The following is a 17,380-nucleotide window of genomic DNA, read 5'->3' on the forward strand; positions in this document are numbered from 1 at the left end:
CGGTCAGGATGAACCTAAAGCTCAATTGCTAAGTGAAACCTTAACGTAAGTCGGGAATATCCAGAAAATTGTCCGGTTTTTGTTCATTGATCTGCAATCCTTTGAAGTCAAAGATCGCAGGGTCGAGCAGATGTGACGGGCGCGTATTCATCAATGCGCGGAACATTTTCTGACGGCGGCCTGGTGCGTTTTTCTCCCAACCGTCGAGGATGCCTTTAACCTGTTGGCGCTGCAGCCCATCCTGTGACCCACAAAGATCACAAGGGATGATGGGGTAGTTCATCGCGGTCGCGAACTTCTCGCAGTCGGCTTCGGCGACATGTGCAAGCGGGCGATAGACGAACAGGTCACCTTCTTCGTTAACTAGTTTCGGCGGCATCGTTGCAAGGCGGGAGCCGTGGAAGAGATTCATAAAGAAGGTTTCGAGAATATCATCGCGATGGTGCCCCAAAACGACCGCGCTACAGCCCTCTTCGCGCGCGATTCGATAAAGGTTGCCGCGACGGAGGCGCGAACACAGGGCACAGAAAGTGCGGCCTGCAGGCACTTTATCCATCACGATCGAATAGGTGTCTTGGTACTCGATCCGATGCGGAACGCCCATTTTCTCAAGGAATTCGGGTAGAACCGTCGCAGGAAAACCCGGCTGACCTTGGTCTAGGTTGCAGGCCAAAAGGTCCACAGGCAGGAGGCCGCGCCATTTCAGTTCATAGAGAATAGCCAGCATCGTGTAGCTGTCTTTGCCACCAGACAAACAAACGAGCCAGCGGGCATCACGTTCGATCATCCCATACTGTTCGATCGCCTCACGGACGTTTTGAACAATGCGTTTGCGCAGCTTTTTGAATTCGGTCGACTTTGGAGCGCCGTGAAAAAGCGGATGGATGTCGTCCAGATCGTCGAGCATGGCGCGTCCTTTGTCGTGATTAGTGGTCGTGATTGCAGCGGTGTTTGGGTTCAGGAACGTTATCGATTCCCGACCCACCCCAAGGATTACACCGAAGAATGCGGTAGATCATCAGGTAGGTCCCTTTGATCGCGCCGTGTTTTTCCAATGCTTCCATGCTGTAGGCAGAACAGGTTGGCTGGAAGCGGCAGCCGTGTCCGACCCATGCGCTAAAGACCAATCGGTAGAACCTGACGGGCAGGGATATTACCCAAGCAGCGGGTGTCATTTGTGCACCTTTCGCAGAGCCCAGATCAGGTCCTTTTGCATTTGTTTGAAATCCGCCGTTGCCGTGATTTCTTTGCGGCCAATGAGGACATAGTCCCAGCCAGCTTGGGCGTGGTTGTGCATCACAAGACGGGCAATCTCGCGCAAACGCCGTTTGGCGCGGTTACGTGCTACCGCGTTCCCCACCTTTTTCGAGCAGGTGTACCCAACGCGAAACGGCGCATCGTCGCCACGTTCGCGGGCTTGGAGGTGAAAGCCTGATGTGCCCTGACGCCGCGCATTGGCGGCCCGCAGAAAATCGGCCCGTTTTTTCAGGACCGGCGGACGAACGAAAACCGCCGCAGGCTGCGCCTCGGCGGTTCGCGTCGAATTCTCTTGCGGTGTCACAACGGACCCCGCAGGCGCCATTAGGCGCTCAGGACCTTACGGCCACGTGCGCGACGGGCGTTCAGGATCTTGCGGCCAGCTTTAGTCGCCATACGGGCGCGGAAGCCGTGACGGTTCTTACGAACCCGGTTAGAAGGTTGGAACGTGCGCTTCATCGCGTTCTCTCCGGTCAGATGGGCCGAACCTTTACAGATTCGAGGCCGTGAAACTTTGAAGCCCTGCCTTTAGAGGGGCCTCACCACTCTGTCAACGCGGTTGGGGGTAGGTTTTTGACAAAACCGTCACATTCCCTGCCCGATGTTACAAAACTGGCCAGATTTAAGGCCAGTTCATCAACCTCGCGTGAGCATGGCTATGCGGGGGCGTTGGATTTGTCCATGAAAGATCAAAGCCAACGGAGCAAAAATGATAGAGAAATCAATTCTGGAGCCAACACTTCTTCGGCGTTTACCCATCGTCGTTATTCTCGTTGGTGCGATTCTTGGCGTCTGGTTTCTGCGCGATACGCTGACCTTTGAAACCTTGCGAGGGAACCGTCAGCTTCTCATCGACTTCCGAGATGCGAACCCCGTAATGTCGGTCCTTGTCTTCGTCACCGTTTATATCGTGATCGTTGCGTTCTCTCTGCCCGGAGCGACAGTTGCGACTTTGACAGGCGGGTTCCTCTTCGCGACTTTTCCGGGCGTTATGTATAACGTTCTCGGTGCCACTGTCGGCGCGTCTTCATTGTTTCTAGCTGCACGCTGGGGTCTGGGAGAACGACTGTCCGCGAAAATGGATGGGTCAACCGGCGCGATCAAGCGGATCAAAGATGGGATCGACGAAAACCAATGGTCGATGCTGTTCCTAATTCGGCTTGTGCCAGCCGTACCGTTCTTTGTTGCGAATCTCGTGCCCGCGCTAGTGGGCGTGCCCTTGCACCGATTTGTGATTTCAACGGCGCTGGGCATTGTCCCAGGGGCATTGGTGTTCACGTCGATTGGGAACGGTTTGGGCGCGGTTTTTGATCGCGGAGAATCGCCCGATTTATCGATCGTGTTCGAACCATCTGTGCTGTTACCTTTAATAGGCCTGTGTGCCCTGGCCGCATTGCCCATAGTTGTCAAAGCTATTCGGAGATCAAAGAATGGATGAACTTCGGTGTGATATTTGCGTGATCGGCGCAGGGTCTGGCGGGCTCTCTGTCGCGGCGGGGGCTGTGCAAATGGGGGCCAGTGTCGTCTTGATCGAAGGCCATAAAATGGGCGGTGATTGCCTGAACTATGGCTGCGTGCCGTCAAAAGCGCTCTTGTCGGCGGCACGAGCGAGTCAGGATTATGTTTCCGCCAAAGATCACGTCGCGCGAACGATTGCCGCGATTGAACCCCACGACAGTCAGGACCGATTCGAAGGGCTGGGGTGCACTGTCATCCGAGACTACGCTCGATTTATTTCACCCGCTGTCGTTCTCGCAGGTGGACAGCACATCCGGGCACGCCGATTCGTGATCGCCACGGGATCGTCACCATTTGTCCCGCCAATTGACGGCATTGACACTGTAGAGGCGCATACGAATGAAACGATCTTTGATCTCAGTGAAAAGCCGAAGCATCTGATCATCATCGGTGGTGGTCCGATTGGTATAGAGATGGCGCAAGCGCATCGCGGGTTTGGCTGCGAGGTTACGGTTATTGAAGGCGTAGAAATCCTCGGAAATGAAGACCGAGATGCGGCTGATGTGATCAGGACTTCGTTGGTGGAGCAGGGCGTAGCGATTCTCGAGAACTGTAAAGCGCTGCACATTTCAGCCGAGAATGGCGTCACCGTTCAGACGGATCGGGGTCCTATTGTCGGGTCGCATTTGCTCGTCGCGGCTGGACGACGCGTAAATATCGGTAAGCTCGATTTGGCGGTGGGTGGGGTCGACCACGACCTCAAAGGTATTCATGTCGATCCTGGACTGCGGTCGGTGTCCAACCGAAATGTCTATGCCATTGGCGATGTTGCTGGCGGGATGCAGTTCACGCACCTTGCGGGCTATCATGCGGGCGTCATCGTTCGGTCAATGTTGTTCGGTCTGCCTGCCAAGGCGCGGACCGAACATATTCCACGTGTGACCTACACTTCGCCTGAGTTGGCTCAAATTGGCCCGACGGAGGCCGAGGCCACTGAAAAATACGGTGCTAAGCTGTCGGTCCATCGCGTGGAGTTTGCAGGTAATGACCGCGCAGTGGCCGGTGGAACAACCGTGGGCTTTCTCAAACTTATGGTCGTCAAAGGTCGGCCTGTTGGGGTGACAATCGTCGGCCCTCAGGCGGGCGAGTTGATTGCAATGTGGGCAATGGCGATCGCGAATAGGTCTAAACTTTCGTTTATCGCCAATACTGTTTTGCCTTACCCGACCTTGGCAGAGATTAACAAACGCGCTGCGAGTGCCTATTTTACTCCAAAGTTATTCGAAAGCCCGCTCGTTAAGCGGGTCGTGGGGGTGGTGCAGCGATTGCTGCCGTAGTCCCGAAACGGAGGGGCAATGTTCAAAACGCTATCGGGGCGTTTTTTGATTCTGACCGTCATCTTTGTCATGTTGGCAGAGGTGTTCATTTTCGTGCCCTCTGTCGCGCGGTTCCGTCAGGATTACCTTTTGCTGCGCCTTGAGCGGGCGCAGATCGCGTCTTTGGCTCTTTTGGCAGACGATATGATTACGCCAGAGTTGGAGGCGGAGCTTCTCGACAATGCTGGCGTGTTTAACGTGGTGTTGCGACGTGATGAGGTGCGGCAGCTTGCCTTGTCCTCGCCCATTCCGGGGCAAGTCGAAGCGACCTACGATATGCGCGATCCTAGTGCGCTGGCCTTAATCCGTGATGCGATGTCAGTGCTGCTTTCGACGCATAACCCCGTTATTCGCGTGATCGGGAACCCAGTTCAGGATGGTGGCTTGCTGATCGAGGTCACGATGGAGCAGGGGCCGCTGCGCGTGGCGATGCTGGAATACGGTCTTAACGTGCTTCTCTTATCGGCTGTTATCTCGATTATTACCGCGCTCTTGCTGTTCTTTGCGGTGCAGGTGTTCTTGGTAAAGCCCATTCGCGGCGTGGTGCGCCACATGACGCTCTATGCAGAAGCACCCGAGGATGCCCGTAGGTTTATTGAACCTAGCGCGGGCGTCATTGAACTGCGCGAAGCGGAGCAGGCGCTAAAATCGATGCAAGAACAGCTCACGGGCGCCCTCAAGCAAAAAGATCGTCTGGCGCAGTTGGGTGAAGGCGTCGCGAAGGTGAGCCACGACCTGCGCAATATCCTGACCTCTGCCCAGCTATTTACCGATCGGATCGAAGTTTCGAACGATCCCGCGGTTCAGCGACTCGCCCCGAAACTCGTGAACTCGATCACGCGGGCCGTTCATTTGTGTGAAAACACTTTGGCGTTCGGTCGGGCAGAAGAAGCGCCGCCAAAACTAACGCGTTTTGCACTGGCAGAAATTGTGGCGGACGTTATCGACAGTGAACGTCTTTCTGCTGGCGACTACGATTTGTCGTTCTCCGAGGACGTTGCTGCGAATCTGATGATACGCGCCGATAGCGAACAGATTTACCGTGTCCTTTCCAATCTGGTGCGGAATGCGCGGCAGGCTATTATGGCGACGGGGAAGGCGGGTGAGATCAACATTCATGCCGCTGAGACCGAGGATAGCTGGCACATCACCGTCTCTGACACAGGGCCAGGGCTTCCTCCTCGCGCAAAAGAGCATCTGTTCCAAGCCTTTCAGGGCGGCGCAACAAAGGGTGGTTCGGGGCTTGGCCTTGCGATTGCAGCCGAATTGGTGCGCGGCCACGGTGGAATTCTGCAATTGGCCGAGAGTGGTGCGAACGGAACATCCTTTGAAATGACCCTGCCAAAGGCCGAAATCAGACTTTCTACACCTGAAGCGTAAAAACTTTCATTTCGGCTCTTGCCATTACCAAACTGTGGGGATACATCGCCCCCACTCTGACGCGGACTGGTAGCTCAGTTGGATAGAGTACTTGACTACGAATCAAGGGGTCGGGGGTTCGAATCCTCCCCAGTCCGCCATTTAAACCTAGCTCAAAAAATCTCAACATTAGAGCTGGACTTAATAATTTCAAATTAAATTCAAATACTTATCGGTGTCGTTAGGGGGCTGATTTTTTGAATTTTTGGGAGTATTTCTTGGAGAGGAACTTGAGCCGCCCAAACCAAAGGGTTTTTGCGACTTTAACCCCTTGATTAATTTTTTATATAATTCAATGGGTTGGTTCAATTTTGCGTTTGGGAAGTTGAACCGGTGTAATTGCTTGGCATATGTGCCTTGGAAACTTCACTAGGGCATCAAGAGCGATAGATATCCGCGATCACTCTTTTTTAAGCATCATCTCGAGGGCTGATGCTTCATCCTTTGGAAATGCAAAATTTACCAGTCATTTAGGTGAGTATCCCAAATGCGCGTCTCTGATCAAAGGTGAAGTAGCCTCAAGGCGGCGAAGAATTTAAGTAGGTTCTAGGTAGACATATGCAGCGAACGTCCTCAATCCGCCGATGCTGTTGAAAAAGTCTTTGTTGCAGCGCGGCAAGTCCTTTGATTCACTCGAATATGAGGGGATTGGAGGATTTCGTCATGATGGGCAGGCAAGAAGCACCGGCGCAGCTGTTTTACGATTTCGATCTGGAGCGCCACATCCCTGCCAATCACATGCTTCGTGAGATCGACAGGTTTCTCGACGTAGATGGAATGCGGGATGCTCTTCGTCCCTTTTACAGCCACCTCGGGCGTCCCTCGATTGACCCCGAACTGATTATCCGGATGCTGGTGGTCGGGTATGTCATGGGGATCCGTTCGGAGCGCCGGCTCTGTGACGAGGTTCATCTGAACTTGGCCTACCGTTGGTTCTGCCGGTTGGGTTTAGAAGGCAACGTTCCCGACCACTCGACCTTCTCTCGCTATCGCCATGGCAAGTTCAGGGAAAGCGGTCTGCTGCGACAGGTGTTCGAGACAACCGTTGAACGCTGCCTGAAAGAGGATCTGGTGTCTGGCGAGGGCTTTGCCGTAGATGCCAGCCTGATCTCCGCTGACGCCAACAAGGCCAGGTCAATCGCAGCTGAGGACTGGAGCCCTGAGGTCGCACGCGAGGCGGGCAACCGGGCCGCGCAGGAATATCTAGACACGCTGGATGATGCCGCATTCGGCGCAGCGTCACCGACCCAGCCGAAGTTCGTGGCCAAGTCCGATCCGGCGGCGCAATGGACCCGCGCCGAGGAAAGCCGCCCCTACTTCGCCTATGCCACCAACTACCTGATCGACACCAAAAGCTCGGTAATCATGGATGTTGAGGCGACGCGAGCCATTCGTCAGGCCGAAGTCGGGGCGTCGCGCACGATGCTCGACAGAACCGAGAAACGGTTCGGCATCAGACCGGATTGGCTGGCAGCCGACACCGCCTATGGCAACGCCGAGAACCTCGGATGGCTGGTTGAGCAGCGCAGCATCATCCCATTCATCCCTGTCATCGACAAATCAGAACGGACCGATGGCACGTTCTCCCGCTCGGATTTCGAATGGGACGAGGCGAATGATCAATACATCTGCCCCGAGGGTCAGGCCCTCAAGCAATATCGCCGGAACTACTCCGATCCGAACAGGGGTCAGGACATCGGCGGACGGAAGAAATATCGTGCTTTGAAGGCGACATGTCAGACATGTCCATCCAAGGAAATCTGCTGCCCGAAAGCGGAGGCCCGTTACGTCACCCGTGAACCCCACGAGGAAGCACGCGAGTTCGCCCGCGAATGCCGCAAGACCAAAGCCTACAAGGTATCCCGAGACAAGCGGAAGAAAGTAGAAATGCTCTTTGCACATCTGAAGCGCATTCTCGGCCTGACCCGACTACGCCTGCGCGGCCCAAATGGTGCCAAAGACGAATTCCTCCTCGCCGCCATCGCACAGAACCTCCGAAAACTCGCAAAGCTACGCCCGCGAAACGACAAACAGGAAGCCGCAGCATGAGCTGAACGCCCCAATCACCGCCTTGAGGCGGGTCAACGGGCGAGCGCCCGAACGCAATTGGATAGTCCGGCGGCAGCAAGCCTCAAAATCGGCGATTTCGGCCGACTTTTTCAACAACATCCGCCCAAAGTTGCGGTTCAGTCTCTGACCGATCGCTGCGTCGCAGCTTCTCAAAAGCGGTCCAGATTCTCTTCTATCTGCGTAACAACGCCATTTGCACGTCAAATAAGCGCAAACCTTCATTCACGAGCGAAAAGCCACGTGCTCCAAGGGTCCATCGAATTGCGATACCCTGCACAAGCGAGGTTAGCAAAATGGCGATGTCTTCGGGACTTTCGTCACCCTGCAGATACCCAGACGCCTGCTGATCTCGGATCGTCGAAACCAATCGACTTTGATACGCGCTGAGAATTTCGCGAAACACATTGCGCAAGCCAGGATTTTCTACCTGCAATTCGCGGGAGAATAAGATTGATGGCAAGGCCGGCGTGTGGGCAATTTCTGATAGCTGCGCTTCGATCAAAGCCTTCAATCGATCATTCGGCCCATTAGCAAAGAGTTCTGCTGCGCTCCAAGCTGTCTTTAGCTGTTCCGCGATATACTCGGCCACTTCCAGCCAGAGTTCGTTTTTGGTCGGGAAGTGGCGAAAGATCGCAGGCTGGCTGAGGCCAATGGCGCGTGCGACATCTGTTGTACTTAACCGATCAGGGCCAATCTCATCGGCTAATTTTAACACCGCAGCCACGATCTGCGTCTTTCGCTCTTCAGCACTCTGTCGGCTGGACATTTGTCACCTCTTGTTAGTTATAACTCACTAACATATAAGGGAAGCGCCAACAACTACTATCCCGAGTCTTCAGTCCAGTTACAAAGGTCCCTGCCATGAATGTCAAAACTGTCCCCTCTGGCTATTCTCGCCTGCAAATAGTTTTACACTGGCTGGTCTTTGCGTTGATCGCCCAGCAATACCTCTTCAAGGGTGCGATTTCGGCAGCGTGGGATCGCGTGACTGACGGGATGGAAATCGGCTTCGATCCGCTCGTCTTTACCCATGTCGGGGGCGGTGCCCTCGTCTTGCTCTTTGCGATGTGGCGAATATCTCTGCGCGCCCGGCATGGTGTGCCGGAAGCAATTGAAGCCAACAAGCTACAGGGGGCACTCGCCAAACTCACTCATTTTGGCCTCTATGCGTTGATGATCCTGATGCCGGTGAGCGGATCGGTCGCGTGGTTCGGAGGTGTTGAGGCCGCTGCGCAGGGGCACAACGTGATGAAAATCGTGCTGTTGGCGTTAGTGGCCCTTCATGTCTTAGGTGCATTCTACCACCACTTCGTTCTGCGTGACGGCACCTTGGCGCGGATGCGCGTAGCGAAAGGATGACCTCATGCGTTTAGCCCCGCTCTTCGCTGCACCACCCATCGCGCTTGGTATCGCTGTCGCCGTCTGGTTGATTTCGTCTGCTCCCGGCCCAGATCGGATTGAGAGTGCAGCGCCTGCTCTGCCAGTCCGGGTTATTACGGCCGCGTCAGAAATTATTCGTCCCACGATCAATGTTTGGGGAAACCTGCGTGCGGCCGATACCTGGGTTGCGGTTGCGGAGGTGCAGGGTGAGGTGATCTGGCGTCACCCCGACTTGGAGCCCGGACGCCTGATCCCGGCCGGGACCGAGGTGCTGCGTATTGATCCTGCCGATTACGAGCTTGCTTTGGCTCAGGCCCAGGCAGACCTGTTGGCTTTTAACGCTGAAAGCGCGCAGTTGGCTACTGAAGCGACCAACACTGCCCGGATATTAGAATTGGAGCGCGAGCGGCTCGTTCTTGCCGAAGCTGAACTGGAGCGCATTAGCACGTTGGCCGCTCAGGAGACGATTTCCCAGTCCCGCGCCGATGATGCTGAGCGCGCAACCCTTCTGGCCCGCCGCACTGTTGCCGAATTGGAAAACAGCCTCGCATTGATCCCGCCTCGTGAGGCTCGGATCACAGCACAGATCGCACGTAGCGAAGCTGCAATTGCGCGGGCCTTGAGGGCACTGGAGCACACCGAGATAAGGACGCCTTTCGATCTAAGGGTCACCGAGGTCGCTGCCGAGCGGTTTCAAACCGTCGCACCCGGTCAGGTCGTTGTCCGGGCAAATGGCATCGCTGCCGCTGAGGTCGTCGCGCATCTGCCGATCGATAGCTTTCGTGGCTTGTTTGGCGACACGTCTGATACAATCTCTGTTTCAGAGATGATGTTGAGCGCCATGCCATTCACGCAAGTTGATGTGGTTCTTAGTCCGTTGTCAGACCCATCGCAGATCTGGTCAGCCCACATTAGTCGGGTTGAAGGTGCGCTTGACGCTCGTGCTCGGACCGTGCCGGTCGTGGTGGTCGTTGATGATCCATATGCTGGAGCTAACCCACCAAGCCGCCTGCCGCTGGTTCCAAACATGCAAGTGCTGATTTCCTTTGAAGGCGAGCCTCTCACTGACGCAGTTGTACTTCCTGAAACAGCGCTCCATGGCGGAATGGTACGCGTCTTGGGTCATGGTGGCCTCTTAGAATTGCGTCCGGTCTCAGTTGCCCTTTCTCAGAATGGGCGCATCGTCATCGCCGACGGGATCGAGCCGGGCGACATTGTCGTCATCGACGACATCGCTCCTGCTATTCCTGGAATGGCGCTGACCGCGATCGAGGTTCATCAATGATACGTTGGTTCACGGGCCATCCGACGGCGGGCAATCTTCTATTGCTTCTTTTTCTTGCTGCAGGTTTCTTTGCGGCGCCTGGACTTTTGCGCGAGACCTTCCCTGATTTCCGCGCGGTGGAAGCCGAGATTGTCGTACCCTACAAAGGTGCGACCGCCGAAGATGTGGAAACAGCTATCTGCGCCCCCCTCTGGGACGGCGTGCAAAGTGTCGAGGGGTTAGAAACCTTCACCTGCACCGCACAGGCTGGTCGCGCGCGAGCAGTAGCCACAATGGCGCCTGGCAATGACGCTTTGCGCTTCGTTAACTCTCTGCGGACCGAGGTTTCGGCCATCGACACCTTCCCAGAACGCGCAGATCCGGCTGTTGTCCGCGAACTACATCGCACCGATCCTGTCACATCAGTTGCCATCTCGGGCGATCTCCCCTTAAGCGAATTGGATTTCTACGCAGACGGACTGTCGGACCGCTTGACAGCTCTGCCTGGCGTTGCCCGTGTTACACGCGGAGGCTTGGGCACCCGCACACTTACAATTTCTGTCTCGCGCACAGCGATGGAAGGGCACGGGCTCACACCCGCGGCACTTGCTATGGCTATCGCTGCGCAAAACATTGACCTGCCTATCGGAACGCTTGAGGGAGATGGTGCCGAACTTACTGTGCGCTTCACCGCTGAGCGTGACACCGCTGCTGAGCTGGCCACGATCCCCGTTATGGTGCTACCGAATGGTGCTACTCTGACGCTGAGCGACGTTGCGTTGATCGAGGAGCGCTTCGAGCCGCCACACGATCGCGCCTTCGTCGATGGCGCTCCTGCTATCGTGCTTGACGTGGCGAAAGCGCTCAATGCAGACGCATTGCGCGTGCTGGACGGCGTGGCAACGCTTGTAGCTGAGGAAACGGATCGCCTACCTGCCTCAATCAAGGTTGAGGTCGTTCAGGACGTGACATCCATCATCCGCGATCGATTGGTGATGCTGGTGCAGAACGGGGTGATCGGCCTTGTTCTAGTCGTCATCGTCATGAGTTTGTTTTTTCGCCCTGGTTTTGCGATCTGGGCGGCAATGGGCTTGCCCGTTGCTTTTGCCGGTGCATTCCTCTGGATGGCATTGACTGGTCTCAGTTTGAATATGATGACGTTGGTTGCGCTTCTTATGGCTATCGGCATCGTAATGGACGACTCTATTGTGATTGCGGATTCCATTGCGGTGCATGCCGCTGAAGATCCGACAGTCGAAACTATAACCAAAGGTGTCACAGCTGTAGCCCCTGGCGTTATATCGTCATTCCTAACGACGTTGGCAGTGTTTCTACCTCTGGCTTTTTTGGCGGGTGAATTGGGGGCCGTGCTCGAAGTTCTGCCTGTCGTCTTGTTGGCGGCGCTCGCCGCTTCGCTTATCGAAGCCTTTTTCATATTGCCACATCACCTAAAAGGCGGGATGAAAAATACCACTCCGTCTCGTTTCCGAACTCGCTTTGATGCAGGCTTCGATACCTTGCGTGAACGTGGTGTGGGCCGTCTGGCTGACGCAGCGATCAAGGCGCGCTGGCTGGTTGCAGGCCTCGCGATTGGGGCCCTTATCCTGACTGTGGGCGCTCTAGTCGGGGGGGTGGTCAAGCGGGAGGCTATGCCTGAAATAGATGGCGATGTTCTTGAAGCGCGATTGATGCTGCCTGCCGGTACCCCGCTGGCACGAGCGACAGAAGCCGTTGTGCAGGTTGAGGCTGCTCTAGACCGCGTAAATGAACGCCTTTCCCCCGAACAGCCTGCGGCGCAGACACTCGTGATCCGTCGCATTACCCGACTTGGCCGCAACCTTTCGACAGGCGAAAATGGCGCTCATGTAGCCACTGTTGCAGTGGACCTTCTTGGCGCTGAGACTCGAGCAAATTCATTGGATGAGATTGTCACTCTCTGGCGAGAAGAGATCGGCCCATTGGCTGGGGTATCATCCCTAATCCTAACTGAGCCGGGGATTGGCCCTCAGGGTATCGCCGTTGAACTGCGCCTGAATCACGTTGACCTTGTCGCGCTCGAAGCGGCAGGGCGTAACACTTTGGCTGAACTCGAGACATACGCTGGTGTGCGCAACGCGATCCTAGATCTACGACCCGGCGCAACTGAGTTGCGACTGACCTTATCGCCAGGTGCAGAGGCGCTTGGACTGACTGCCACGGATGTCGCTGGCCAACTTCGTGCCGCTTTTCTTGGTACTCAACTTTCGGAAATTCGGCGCGCTGATCTTGCTTGGGACCTTGAAGTGCGCCTGCCTGATATTGAACGCGTTACCCGCGCCGACTTAAATGACTTCAAAATTGCCCTGCCCGACGGAGTGACTGTGCCACTATCGAGCATCGTTACCATTGACGAGGCACGCGGATGGGGAGGCATCACACGGCGTAATGGTTTGAGGACATTAACCATTGCTGCTGACGTCGACGGTCGCATCGGCAACGCTGACGCTATCACCGCTCAACTGGTCGATGGTTTTCTTCCTGATTTGGTGTCTGCAACCCCAGGCCTTGACTTCGAAGTTGGAGGGCAAGCCGCAAATTCAGCCGAGACCGTCGCCTCGATCCTGCGTGGTTTTTTGATCGGCTTGGTAGGTATCTACATTGTTCTCAGCTTCCAGTTCCGAAGCTATGTTGAGCCGATCATTGTGATGATCACCATCCCACTTGCTTTTCTAGGCGTGATTTGGGGCCATGTCCTTATGGGCTACAATATTTCCATGCCGTCTCTGGTTGGGGCCGCGTCTCTTGCCGGTATTGTTGTGAACAATGCGATTTTATTGGTCGGCGTCATCAATGAACGCCGCGCCGAAGGGCTTTCTGCCGCACTGGCCGCCGGAGAGGCTGTCAGGTCGCGCTTCCGACCGATTTTTGTCTCGGTGTCAACGACCATCATGGGAATGGCACCTTTACTGTTCGAAACTTCGACGCAAGCTCAGACGTTGAAACCACTCGTTATCTCGGTTGTTTTTGGCTTGTTGGCGGCAACGGTTTTGATCTTGCTGGTGTTGCCTGCGTTCTATGCTGCGCTCGAGGATATCCGGCCGCGGAAGCCGTTTGACATCGAGAGGTGAGCGGAGACTTGAAGCCAGTTTGGCATGTGTAAAGCAAAGGGCCACGACCGAATGTGAGCTCAAACTAACAGCGTAACTTACTTTTTAGGGGCAACCACTTAGTGATTTCTTCTTTAGGTGTTCGATTGCAAAGAAATACAAAAACTCAGAAAAAAACGAATGACGAGACACTAGCAGGAATAATCGTCAATCAGTTTGCTAGGTTTTGCGAACTGGTGCAAATCGTGGGTGTTCGAAATGTGAATTTGTGCACCATCGACAGCAACTCCATAGTTGCCGAGTGTTTTGAACGCTCGGCTTAGATTTTCTGGAGTCATGCCTAAAAGAGCTGCCAATCGTTTTTTGTCTACCTGGAGTTGAAATACCTCCGGGTGACCTTGGTACCCATGTTGGCGGATCAAATAATTAGCTAAGCGTTCTACAGAAGTACGAAGTTTTAAGTTTTTTGAAGATTTTACAACGCCTCGATAACATTGGGCGAGCTCCAAAACTATTGCTTGAGCAAATTTGGCATCGTTCTCGAAAACTGTGCGTACATCTAACGACGGGAGTAAAATGATACGCGATTTCTCGAGCGTCCTGGCTGACATTAGGTAAGGACCATCCTTTATGGTTGCAGCCAAAATAAATGTTGAAATTGGGCGAACCGTAGCCATCGTGGTTTCTCGGTTGTTCCACTCGGCAAACAGTTCGACATTCCCTTCAATGATAATATGCAAGAAATCCGCGGGGTCCCCTTCGCGGATGAGTTCAATCAATGGTGGGAAGTTTTGAACGTACGCGCCACGCGTTAGCGCTTCGAAACTTTCGTCTCGCATGTCCGCAAAAAGCGGAAGTTCACGAATCTCTTCAATTTCGGGTCTAGCCATGATGCCCCAAGTTATGACTTGATATTTATCAAGAGTCTAGATTGCGAATTTAACGTGCCCAGTTTGCACTTTCAGAGAGCGTATTTGCGGAAGGCGTCGTTATAACTTGATGTAATTGCTGGGTTTATTTATTTCGTTCAGCATCTAAGTCCTGTTTGATCCACATCAAACAGCTCCTACGCCAACGCGCGCATTCCAGTTGTCGAAATCCAATGCAGGCGGAAAAACTGCCGCAAAACGGAGGGACAAATGGAACTCGAAAACAAGGCAACGAGCTTATGGAGCAACTTCTTCAACGTTAAGATGGTGCAAATCCGTACATTCCATATGACTTGGTTTGCTTTCTTCGCATGTTTTTTTGCTTGGTTTGGCATCGCTCCACTCATGAGTGTCGTCCGTGACGAATTAATGCTGACCAAGGAGCAAATTGGTTGGGCAATTATCGGTTCAGTATCGATGACGATTTTTGCACGACTATTTATCGGCTGGCTGGTTGACCGGATTGGGCCGCGAAAATCTTATACATGGCTGTTGGTCTTGGGTGCGTTGCCTGTAATGGGCATTGGCTTGTCCAGTGACTTCACGTCGTTCTTGATCTTTCGAGTTCTAATCGGCGGGATTGGTGCTTCATTCGTCATTACTCAGTACCATACGTCTGTGATGTTTGCGCCGAACGTTGTTGGCCAGGCCAATGCTACGAGTGCTGGCTGGGGCAACCTGGGCGGCGGCGTTACTCAATTTGTAATGCCACTGTTGTTTTCGGTGTTGGTCGTTGGTTTCGGATTTTCTGAGCAAATTGGCTGGCGACTGGCGATGTTAGTAGTTGGCGCCATCATCATGTTGACCGGGGTAGCTTATTACTTCCTGACGCAAGATGCGCCTGATGGAAATTACGATGACCTTCGTGCGAAAGGCATGATGCTAGAGAAAAAGAAGGTCACAGGAGCATACTGGGCAGCGATGGCTGATCCTCGTGTTTGGGTACTCTTCGTGCTTTATGGTGCTTGCTTCGGCATCGAGCTTACCGTGAATAACGTAGCGGCGCTCTACTTCACAGATTACTTCGATTTGTCTCTCGTTGCTGCCGGTTTTGTTGCTGCATCATTTGGACTTATGAATATCTTCGCTCGTACATTGGGCGGTTTGTTCGGGGATAACTTCGGGTCACTTTGGGGGCTGAAGGGGCGGGCATTTTGGCTATTTATCTGCCTCTTGTTTGAAGGCATTGCACTGATGATCTTCAGCCAGATGCACGTGCTCTTTCTTGCTCTGCCTGCACTGATAGTCTTCTCGCTCTTCACGCAGATGTCCGAAGGTGCAACCTACTCGGTCGTCCCCTTCATCAACAAAAAGGCGCTGGGCGCCGTCGCTGGTGTTGTTGGGGCAGGGGGTAATGCTGGGGCTGTGCTAGCCGGTTTTCTTTTCAAAGGGATGGTGGATTGGAGCGGTGCGTTCCTGATCCTGGGTATTGTGGTAACTTGCTCTTCGGTTCTGGCCTTCTTTGTCCGCTTCTCTACCAAGCAAGAAGACGAAGAACGCGCTGCATTCGCCGCCGCCAATATTGAGACTCTCCGGCGCAAGGCCGAACGGGCGAACGCCGAATTCGAACGAGGCCTCGCTGCGATCGGCCAAAGGCGTTCTGGTACGGCTGCCGAATAGTACTCATCCAAACTCTCGGGTCGCCCTGTGCGGCGGCCCAAACTGAAACACGCCAACAGGGAGGTTCCCATGGCGAATGCTGATACTCACCTTCATAAGTCCGGTCATACGATGATCGACTGGCGCCCCGAAGACCCGCAGTTCTGGAAAGAACGCGGTCACGCGGTGGCAACCCGCAACCTCTGGATTTCGATTCCCAACCTGCTGCTTGCTTTCTCGGTCTGGATGGTTTGGTCGGTGGTTGTGGCGAAGCTTCCGGCAATCGGTTTCGATTATACGACCGGCCAACTGTTCTGGCTGGCAGCACTTCCGGGCTTGTCGGGAGCCACGCTGCGGATTTTCTACAGCTTTATGATCCCGATATTTGGTGGTCGCCTTTGGACAACGCTTAGCTCTGCATCTTTGCTGCTGCCTGCCATCGGCATTGGCTATTCGGTTCAGAACCCCGAAACGCCCTATGTCGTGTTTCTTGCTCTGGCCCTCATGTGCGGTTTTGGCGGCGGTAATTTCGCCTCGTCTATGGCCAATATCGCTTACTTCTATCCTAAGAAAACCAAAGGCAATGCACTGGCACTTAACGCCGGTCTGGGCAATCTCGGCGTGTCGGTCATGCAGTTTGTTGTGCCGATGGTCATTACCGCTGGTGTCTTTGGCGCAATCGGTGGCGAGCCGGTCACACTTGCTAATGGTAGCCAGCTCTGGATCCAGAATGCCGGTTTCATCTGGGTTCCATTCATCGTTGTATCTGCTCTGGCGGCATGGTTCGGTATGAATGACATTGCGGATGCCAAAGCGTCGTTCAGCGAACAGTCGATCATTTTCAAACGCACCCACAACTGGATCATGTGTATCCTCTACACAGGCACTTTCGGCAGCTTTATCGGTTATTCCGCTGGTTTCCCACTTTTGATGAAAACCCAATTTCCCGATGTGAATGTGCTTTCCTATGCCTTCCTCGGCCCGCTTGTCGGCGCATTGAGCCGAGCCGGCACCGGATGGATCTCAGACAAATTTGGTGGTGGCCGTGTGACCTTCTGGACATTCCTTGGCATGATCATTTCAGTCTGGGGTGTGCTTCAGTTTCTTCCGTCTGAAGCAAACGCTGCCGGTAACTTCTGGGGCTTCTTTGCCTGCTTCATGGCGCTATTCTTCCTCACTGGTGTAGGCAACGCGTCCACATTCCAGATGATCCCGACGATCATGGCACATCAGGTGCCTATCCACGAGCCGCACCTCAAAGGCGACAATCTGCGCAAACAGATCGAACGTGAAAGTGCCGCAATCATCGCTTTCACTTCGGCAATTGCGGCATACGGTGCGTTCTTCATTCCCAAAGCCTACGGCACCTCGATCAGCATGACTGGTGCACCTAACGGCGCACTCTGGGCCTTCCTCTACTTCTACGTGATCTGTGTTGTGATCACCTGGATCTTCTATAGCCGCAAGAACGCTCCGGTTTCTTGTTAAGCCAATGAACTCCTCCCGCGCCAGCCGTCTGGTTGGCGCGCCCCCCGCCTCAAG

General features: G+C 54.4%; 15 protein-coding genes and 1 tRNA gene. 10 read left to right on the plus strand and 6 right to left on the minus strand.

The annotated features are described in order from the left end of the window. Positions 1 to 40: 40 nt before the first annotated feature. Genes ttcA through rpmH form a run of 4 tightly spaced genes read right to left on the minus strand, consistent with a single transcriptional unit; the run spans position 41 to position 1,716 of the window. Positions 41 to 907 carry a tRNA 2-thiocytidine(32) synthetase TtcA gene (gene ttcA, locus QWY83_RS09700; protein WP_249946045.1) on the minus strand — a complete coding sequence of 289 codons (867 nt, stop codon included), beginning with the start codon at positions 905 to 907 and terminating at the stop codon, positions 41 to 43. 19 nt (positions 908 to 926) lie between these two features. Beyond that, positions 927 to 1,175 (minus strand): membrane protein insertion efficiency factor YidD, encoded by a 249-nt coding sequence (gene yidD / locus QWY83_RS09705; protein WP_249946044.1) that lies wholly within the window; start codon positions 1,173 to 1,175, stop codon positions 927 to 929. Beyond that, positions 1,172 to 1,561, minus strand: coding sequence for a ribonuclease P protein component (gene rnpA / locus QWY83_RS09710; RefSeq protein WP_249946043.1), 390 nt, complete (start codon positions 1,559 to 1,561; stop codon positions 1,172 to 1,174). Before rnpA ends, yidD begins: the two co-directional genes overlap by 4 nt. A 20-nt stretch (positions 1,562 to 1,581) precedes the next feature. Further along, entirely contained in the window at positions 1,582 to 1,716 is a 135-nt protein-coding gene (gene rpmH / locus QWY83_RS09715; protein ID WP_067550427.1) for a 50S ribosomal protein L34, read from the minus strand. A gap of 250 nt (positions 1,717 to 1,966) precedes the next feature. On the opposite strand from rpmH, the gene QWY83_RS09720 reads away from it, so the two are divergent. The 5 genes from QWY83_RS09720 to QWY83_RS09740 all read left to right on the plus strand — a co-directional run bounded on the left by QWY83_RS09720 (position 1,967) and on the right by QWY83_RS09740 (position 7,559). Beyond that, positions 1,967 to 2,695, plus strand: a complete 729-nt coding sequence (locus QWY83_RS09720; protein ID WP_249946042.1) for a TVP38/TMEM64 family protein — start codon at positions 1,967 to 1,969, stop codon at positions 2,693 to 2,695. Beyond that, entirely contained in the window at positions 2,688 to 4,052 is a 1,365-nt protein-coding gene (locus QWY83_RS09725; protein WP_249946041.1) for a dihydrolipoyl dehydrogenase family protein, read from the plus strand. The genes QWY83_RS09720 and QWY83_RS09725 overlap by 8 nt, the downstream gene beginning before the upstream one ends. Before the next feature lie 18 nt (positions 4,053 to 4,070). Then, the gene (locus QWY83_RS09730) at positions 4,071 to 5,471 is read left to right on the plus strand and encodes a sensor histidine kinase (RefSeq protein ID WP_249946040.1); all 1,401 of its coding nucleotides are present in this window, start codon (positions 4,071 to 4,073) and stop codon (positions 5,469 to 5,471) included. Between the two features lie 63 nt (positions 5,472 to 5,534). Beyond that, a tRNA-Arg gene (locus QWY83_RS09735) sits at positions 5,535 to 5,611 on the plus strand. 562 nt (positions 5,612 to 6,173) lie between these two features. Then, positions 6,174 to 7,559 carry a transposase gene (locus QWY83_RS09740; RefSeq protein WP_249946039.1) on the plus strand — a complete coding sequence of 462 codons (1,386 nt, stop codon included), beginning with the start codon at positions 6,174 to 6,176 and terminating at the stop codon, positions 7,557 to 7,559. Between the two features lie 193 nt (positions 7,560 to 7,752). Here QWY83_RS09740 and QWY83_RS09745 read toward each other — a convergent pair whose 3' ends face one another. After that, positions 7,753 to 8,346 (minus strand): TetR/AcrR family transcriptional regulator, encoded by a 594-nt coding sequence (locus tag QWY83_RS09745; RefSeq protein WP_249946038.1) that lies wholly within the window; start codon positions 8,344 to 8,346, stop codon positions 7,753 to 7,755. Positions 8,347 to 8,441: 95 nt separating this feature from the next. On the opposite strand from QWY83_RS09745, the gene QWY83_RS09750 reads away from it, so the two are divergent. From QWY83_RS09750 to QWY83_RS09760, 3 genes are read left to right on the plus strand one after another with little or no spacing between them, the layout of a single operon-like run. Beyond that, a complete protein-coding gene (locus QWY83_RS09750; RefSeq protein WP_249946037.1) occupies positions 8,442 to 8,939 on the plus strand; it encodes a cytochrome b in 498 nt (165 codons plus the stop codon). Between the two features lie 4 nt (positions 8,940 to 8,943). Next, entirely contained in the window at positions 8,944 to 10,245 is a 1,302-nt protein-coding gene (locus tag QWY83_RS09755) for an efflux RND transporter periplasmic adaptor subunit (RefSeq protein ID WP_249946036.1), read from the plus strand. Further along, on the plus strand, positions 10,242 to 13,331 hold the full coding sequence (locus QWY83_RS09760; protein WP_249946035.1) for an efflux RND transporter permease subunit: 3,090 nt from the start codon (positions 10,242 to 10,244) through the stop codon (positions 13,329 to 13,331). The genes QWY83_RS09755 and QWY83_RS09760 overlap by 4 nt, the downstream gene beginning before the upstream one ends. Before the next feature lie 170 nt (positions 13,332 to 13,501). Here QWY83_RS09760 and QWY83_RS09765 read toward each other — a convergent pair whose 3' ends face one another. Beyond that, a complete protein-coding gene (locus tag QWY83_RS09765) occupies positions 13,502 to 14,200 on the minus strand; it encodes a cyclic nucleotide-binding domain-containing protein (protein ID WP_249946034.1) in 699 nt (232 codons plus the stop codon). Positions 14,201 to 14,449: 249 nt separating this feature from the next. Here QWY83_RS09765 and QWY83_RS09770 point away from each other — a divergent pair, with 249 nt between their 5' ends. Both QWY83_RS09770 and QWY83_RS09775 read left to right on the plus strand, forming a co-directional pair. Further along, positions 14,450 to 15,859: an MFS transporter gene (locus QWY83_RS09770; protein WP_249946033.1), complete on the plus strand. Its 1,410-nt coding sequence runs from the start codon at positions 14,450 to 14,452 to the stop codon at positions 15,857 to 15,859. 69 nt (positions 15,860 to 15,928) lie between these two features. Beyond that, complete coding sequence (locus tag QWY83_RS09775; protein WP_249946032.1) at positions 15,929 to 17,326, plus strand: NarK family nitrate/nitrite MFS transporter; 1,398 nt, start codon at positions 15,929 to 15,931, stop codon at positions 17,324 to 17,326. Positions 17,327 to 17,380 lie beyond the last annotated feature (54 nt).

The sequence above is a fragment of the Marivivens donghaensis genome, assembly GCF_030410045.1.
Classification (GTDB): Bacteria; Pseudomonadota; Alphaproteobacteria; order Rhodobacterales; family Rhodobacteraceae; genus Marivivens; species Marivivens donghaensis.

What these genes read in the sequence shown, in the direction of transcription:
- ttcA (WP_249946045.1), bottom strand. Translation starts at nt 907, where the DNA reads ATGCTCGACGATCTGGACGACATCCATCCGCTTTTTCACGGCGCTCCA.
- yidD (WP_249946044.1), bottom strand. Translation starts at nt 1,175, where the DNA reads ATGACACCCGCTGCTTGGGTAATATCCCTGCCCGTCAGGTTCTACCGA.
- rpmH (WP_067550427.1), bottom strand. Translation starts at nt 1,716, where the DNA reads ATGAAGCGCACGTTCCAACCTTCTAACCGGGTTCGTAAGAACCGTCAC.
- QWY83_RS09720 (WP_249946042.1), top strand. Translation starts at nt 1,967, where the DNA reads ATGATAGAGAAATCAATTCTGGAGCCAACACTTCTTCGGCGTTTACCC.
- QWY83_RS09725 (WP_249946041.1), top strand. Translation starts at nt 2,688, where the DNA reads ATGGATGAACTTCGGTGTGATATTTGCGTGATCGGCGCAGGGTCTGGC.
- QWY83_RS09730 (WP_249946040.1), top strand. Translation starts at nt 4,071, where the DNA reads ATGTTCAAAACGCTATCGGGGCGTTTTTTGATTCTGACCGTCATCTTT.
- QWY83_RS09740 (WP_249946039.1), top strand. Translation starts at nt 6,174, where the DNA reads ATGATGGGCAGGCAAGAAGCACCGGCGCAGCTGTTTTACGATTTCGAT.
- QWY83_RS09745 (WP_249946038.1), bottom strand. Translation starts at nt 8,346, where the DNA reads ATGTCCAGCCGACAGAGTGCTGAAGAGCGAAAGACGCAGATCGTGGCT.
- QWY83_RS09750 (WP_249946037.1), top strand. Translation starts at nt 8,442, where the DNA reads ATGAATGTCAAAACTGTCCCCTCTGGCTATTCTCGCCTGCAAATAGTT.
- QWY83_RS09755 (WP_249946036.1), top strand. Translation starts at nt 8,944, where the DNA reads ATGCGTTTAGCCCCGCTCTTCGCTGCACCACCCATCGCGCTTGGTATC.
- QWY83_RS09760 (WP_249946035.1), top strand. Translation starts at nt 10,242, where the DNA reads ATGATACGTTGGTTCACGGGCCATCCGACGGCGGGCAATCTTCTATTG.
- QWY83_RS09765 (WP_249946034.1), bottom strand. Translation starts at nt 14,200, where the DNA reads ATGGCTAGACCCGAAATTGAAGAGATTCGTGAACTTCCGCTTTTTGCG.
- QWY83_RS09770 (WP_249946033.1), top strand. Translation starts at nt 14,450, where the DNA reads ATGGAACTCGAAAACAAGGCAACGAGCTTATGGAGCAACTTCTTCAAC.
- QWY83_RS09775 (WP_249946032.1), top strand. Translation starts at nt 15,929, where the DNA reads ATGGCGAATGCTGATACTCACCTTCATAAGTCCGGTCATACGATGATC.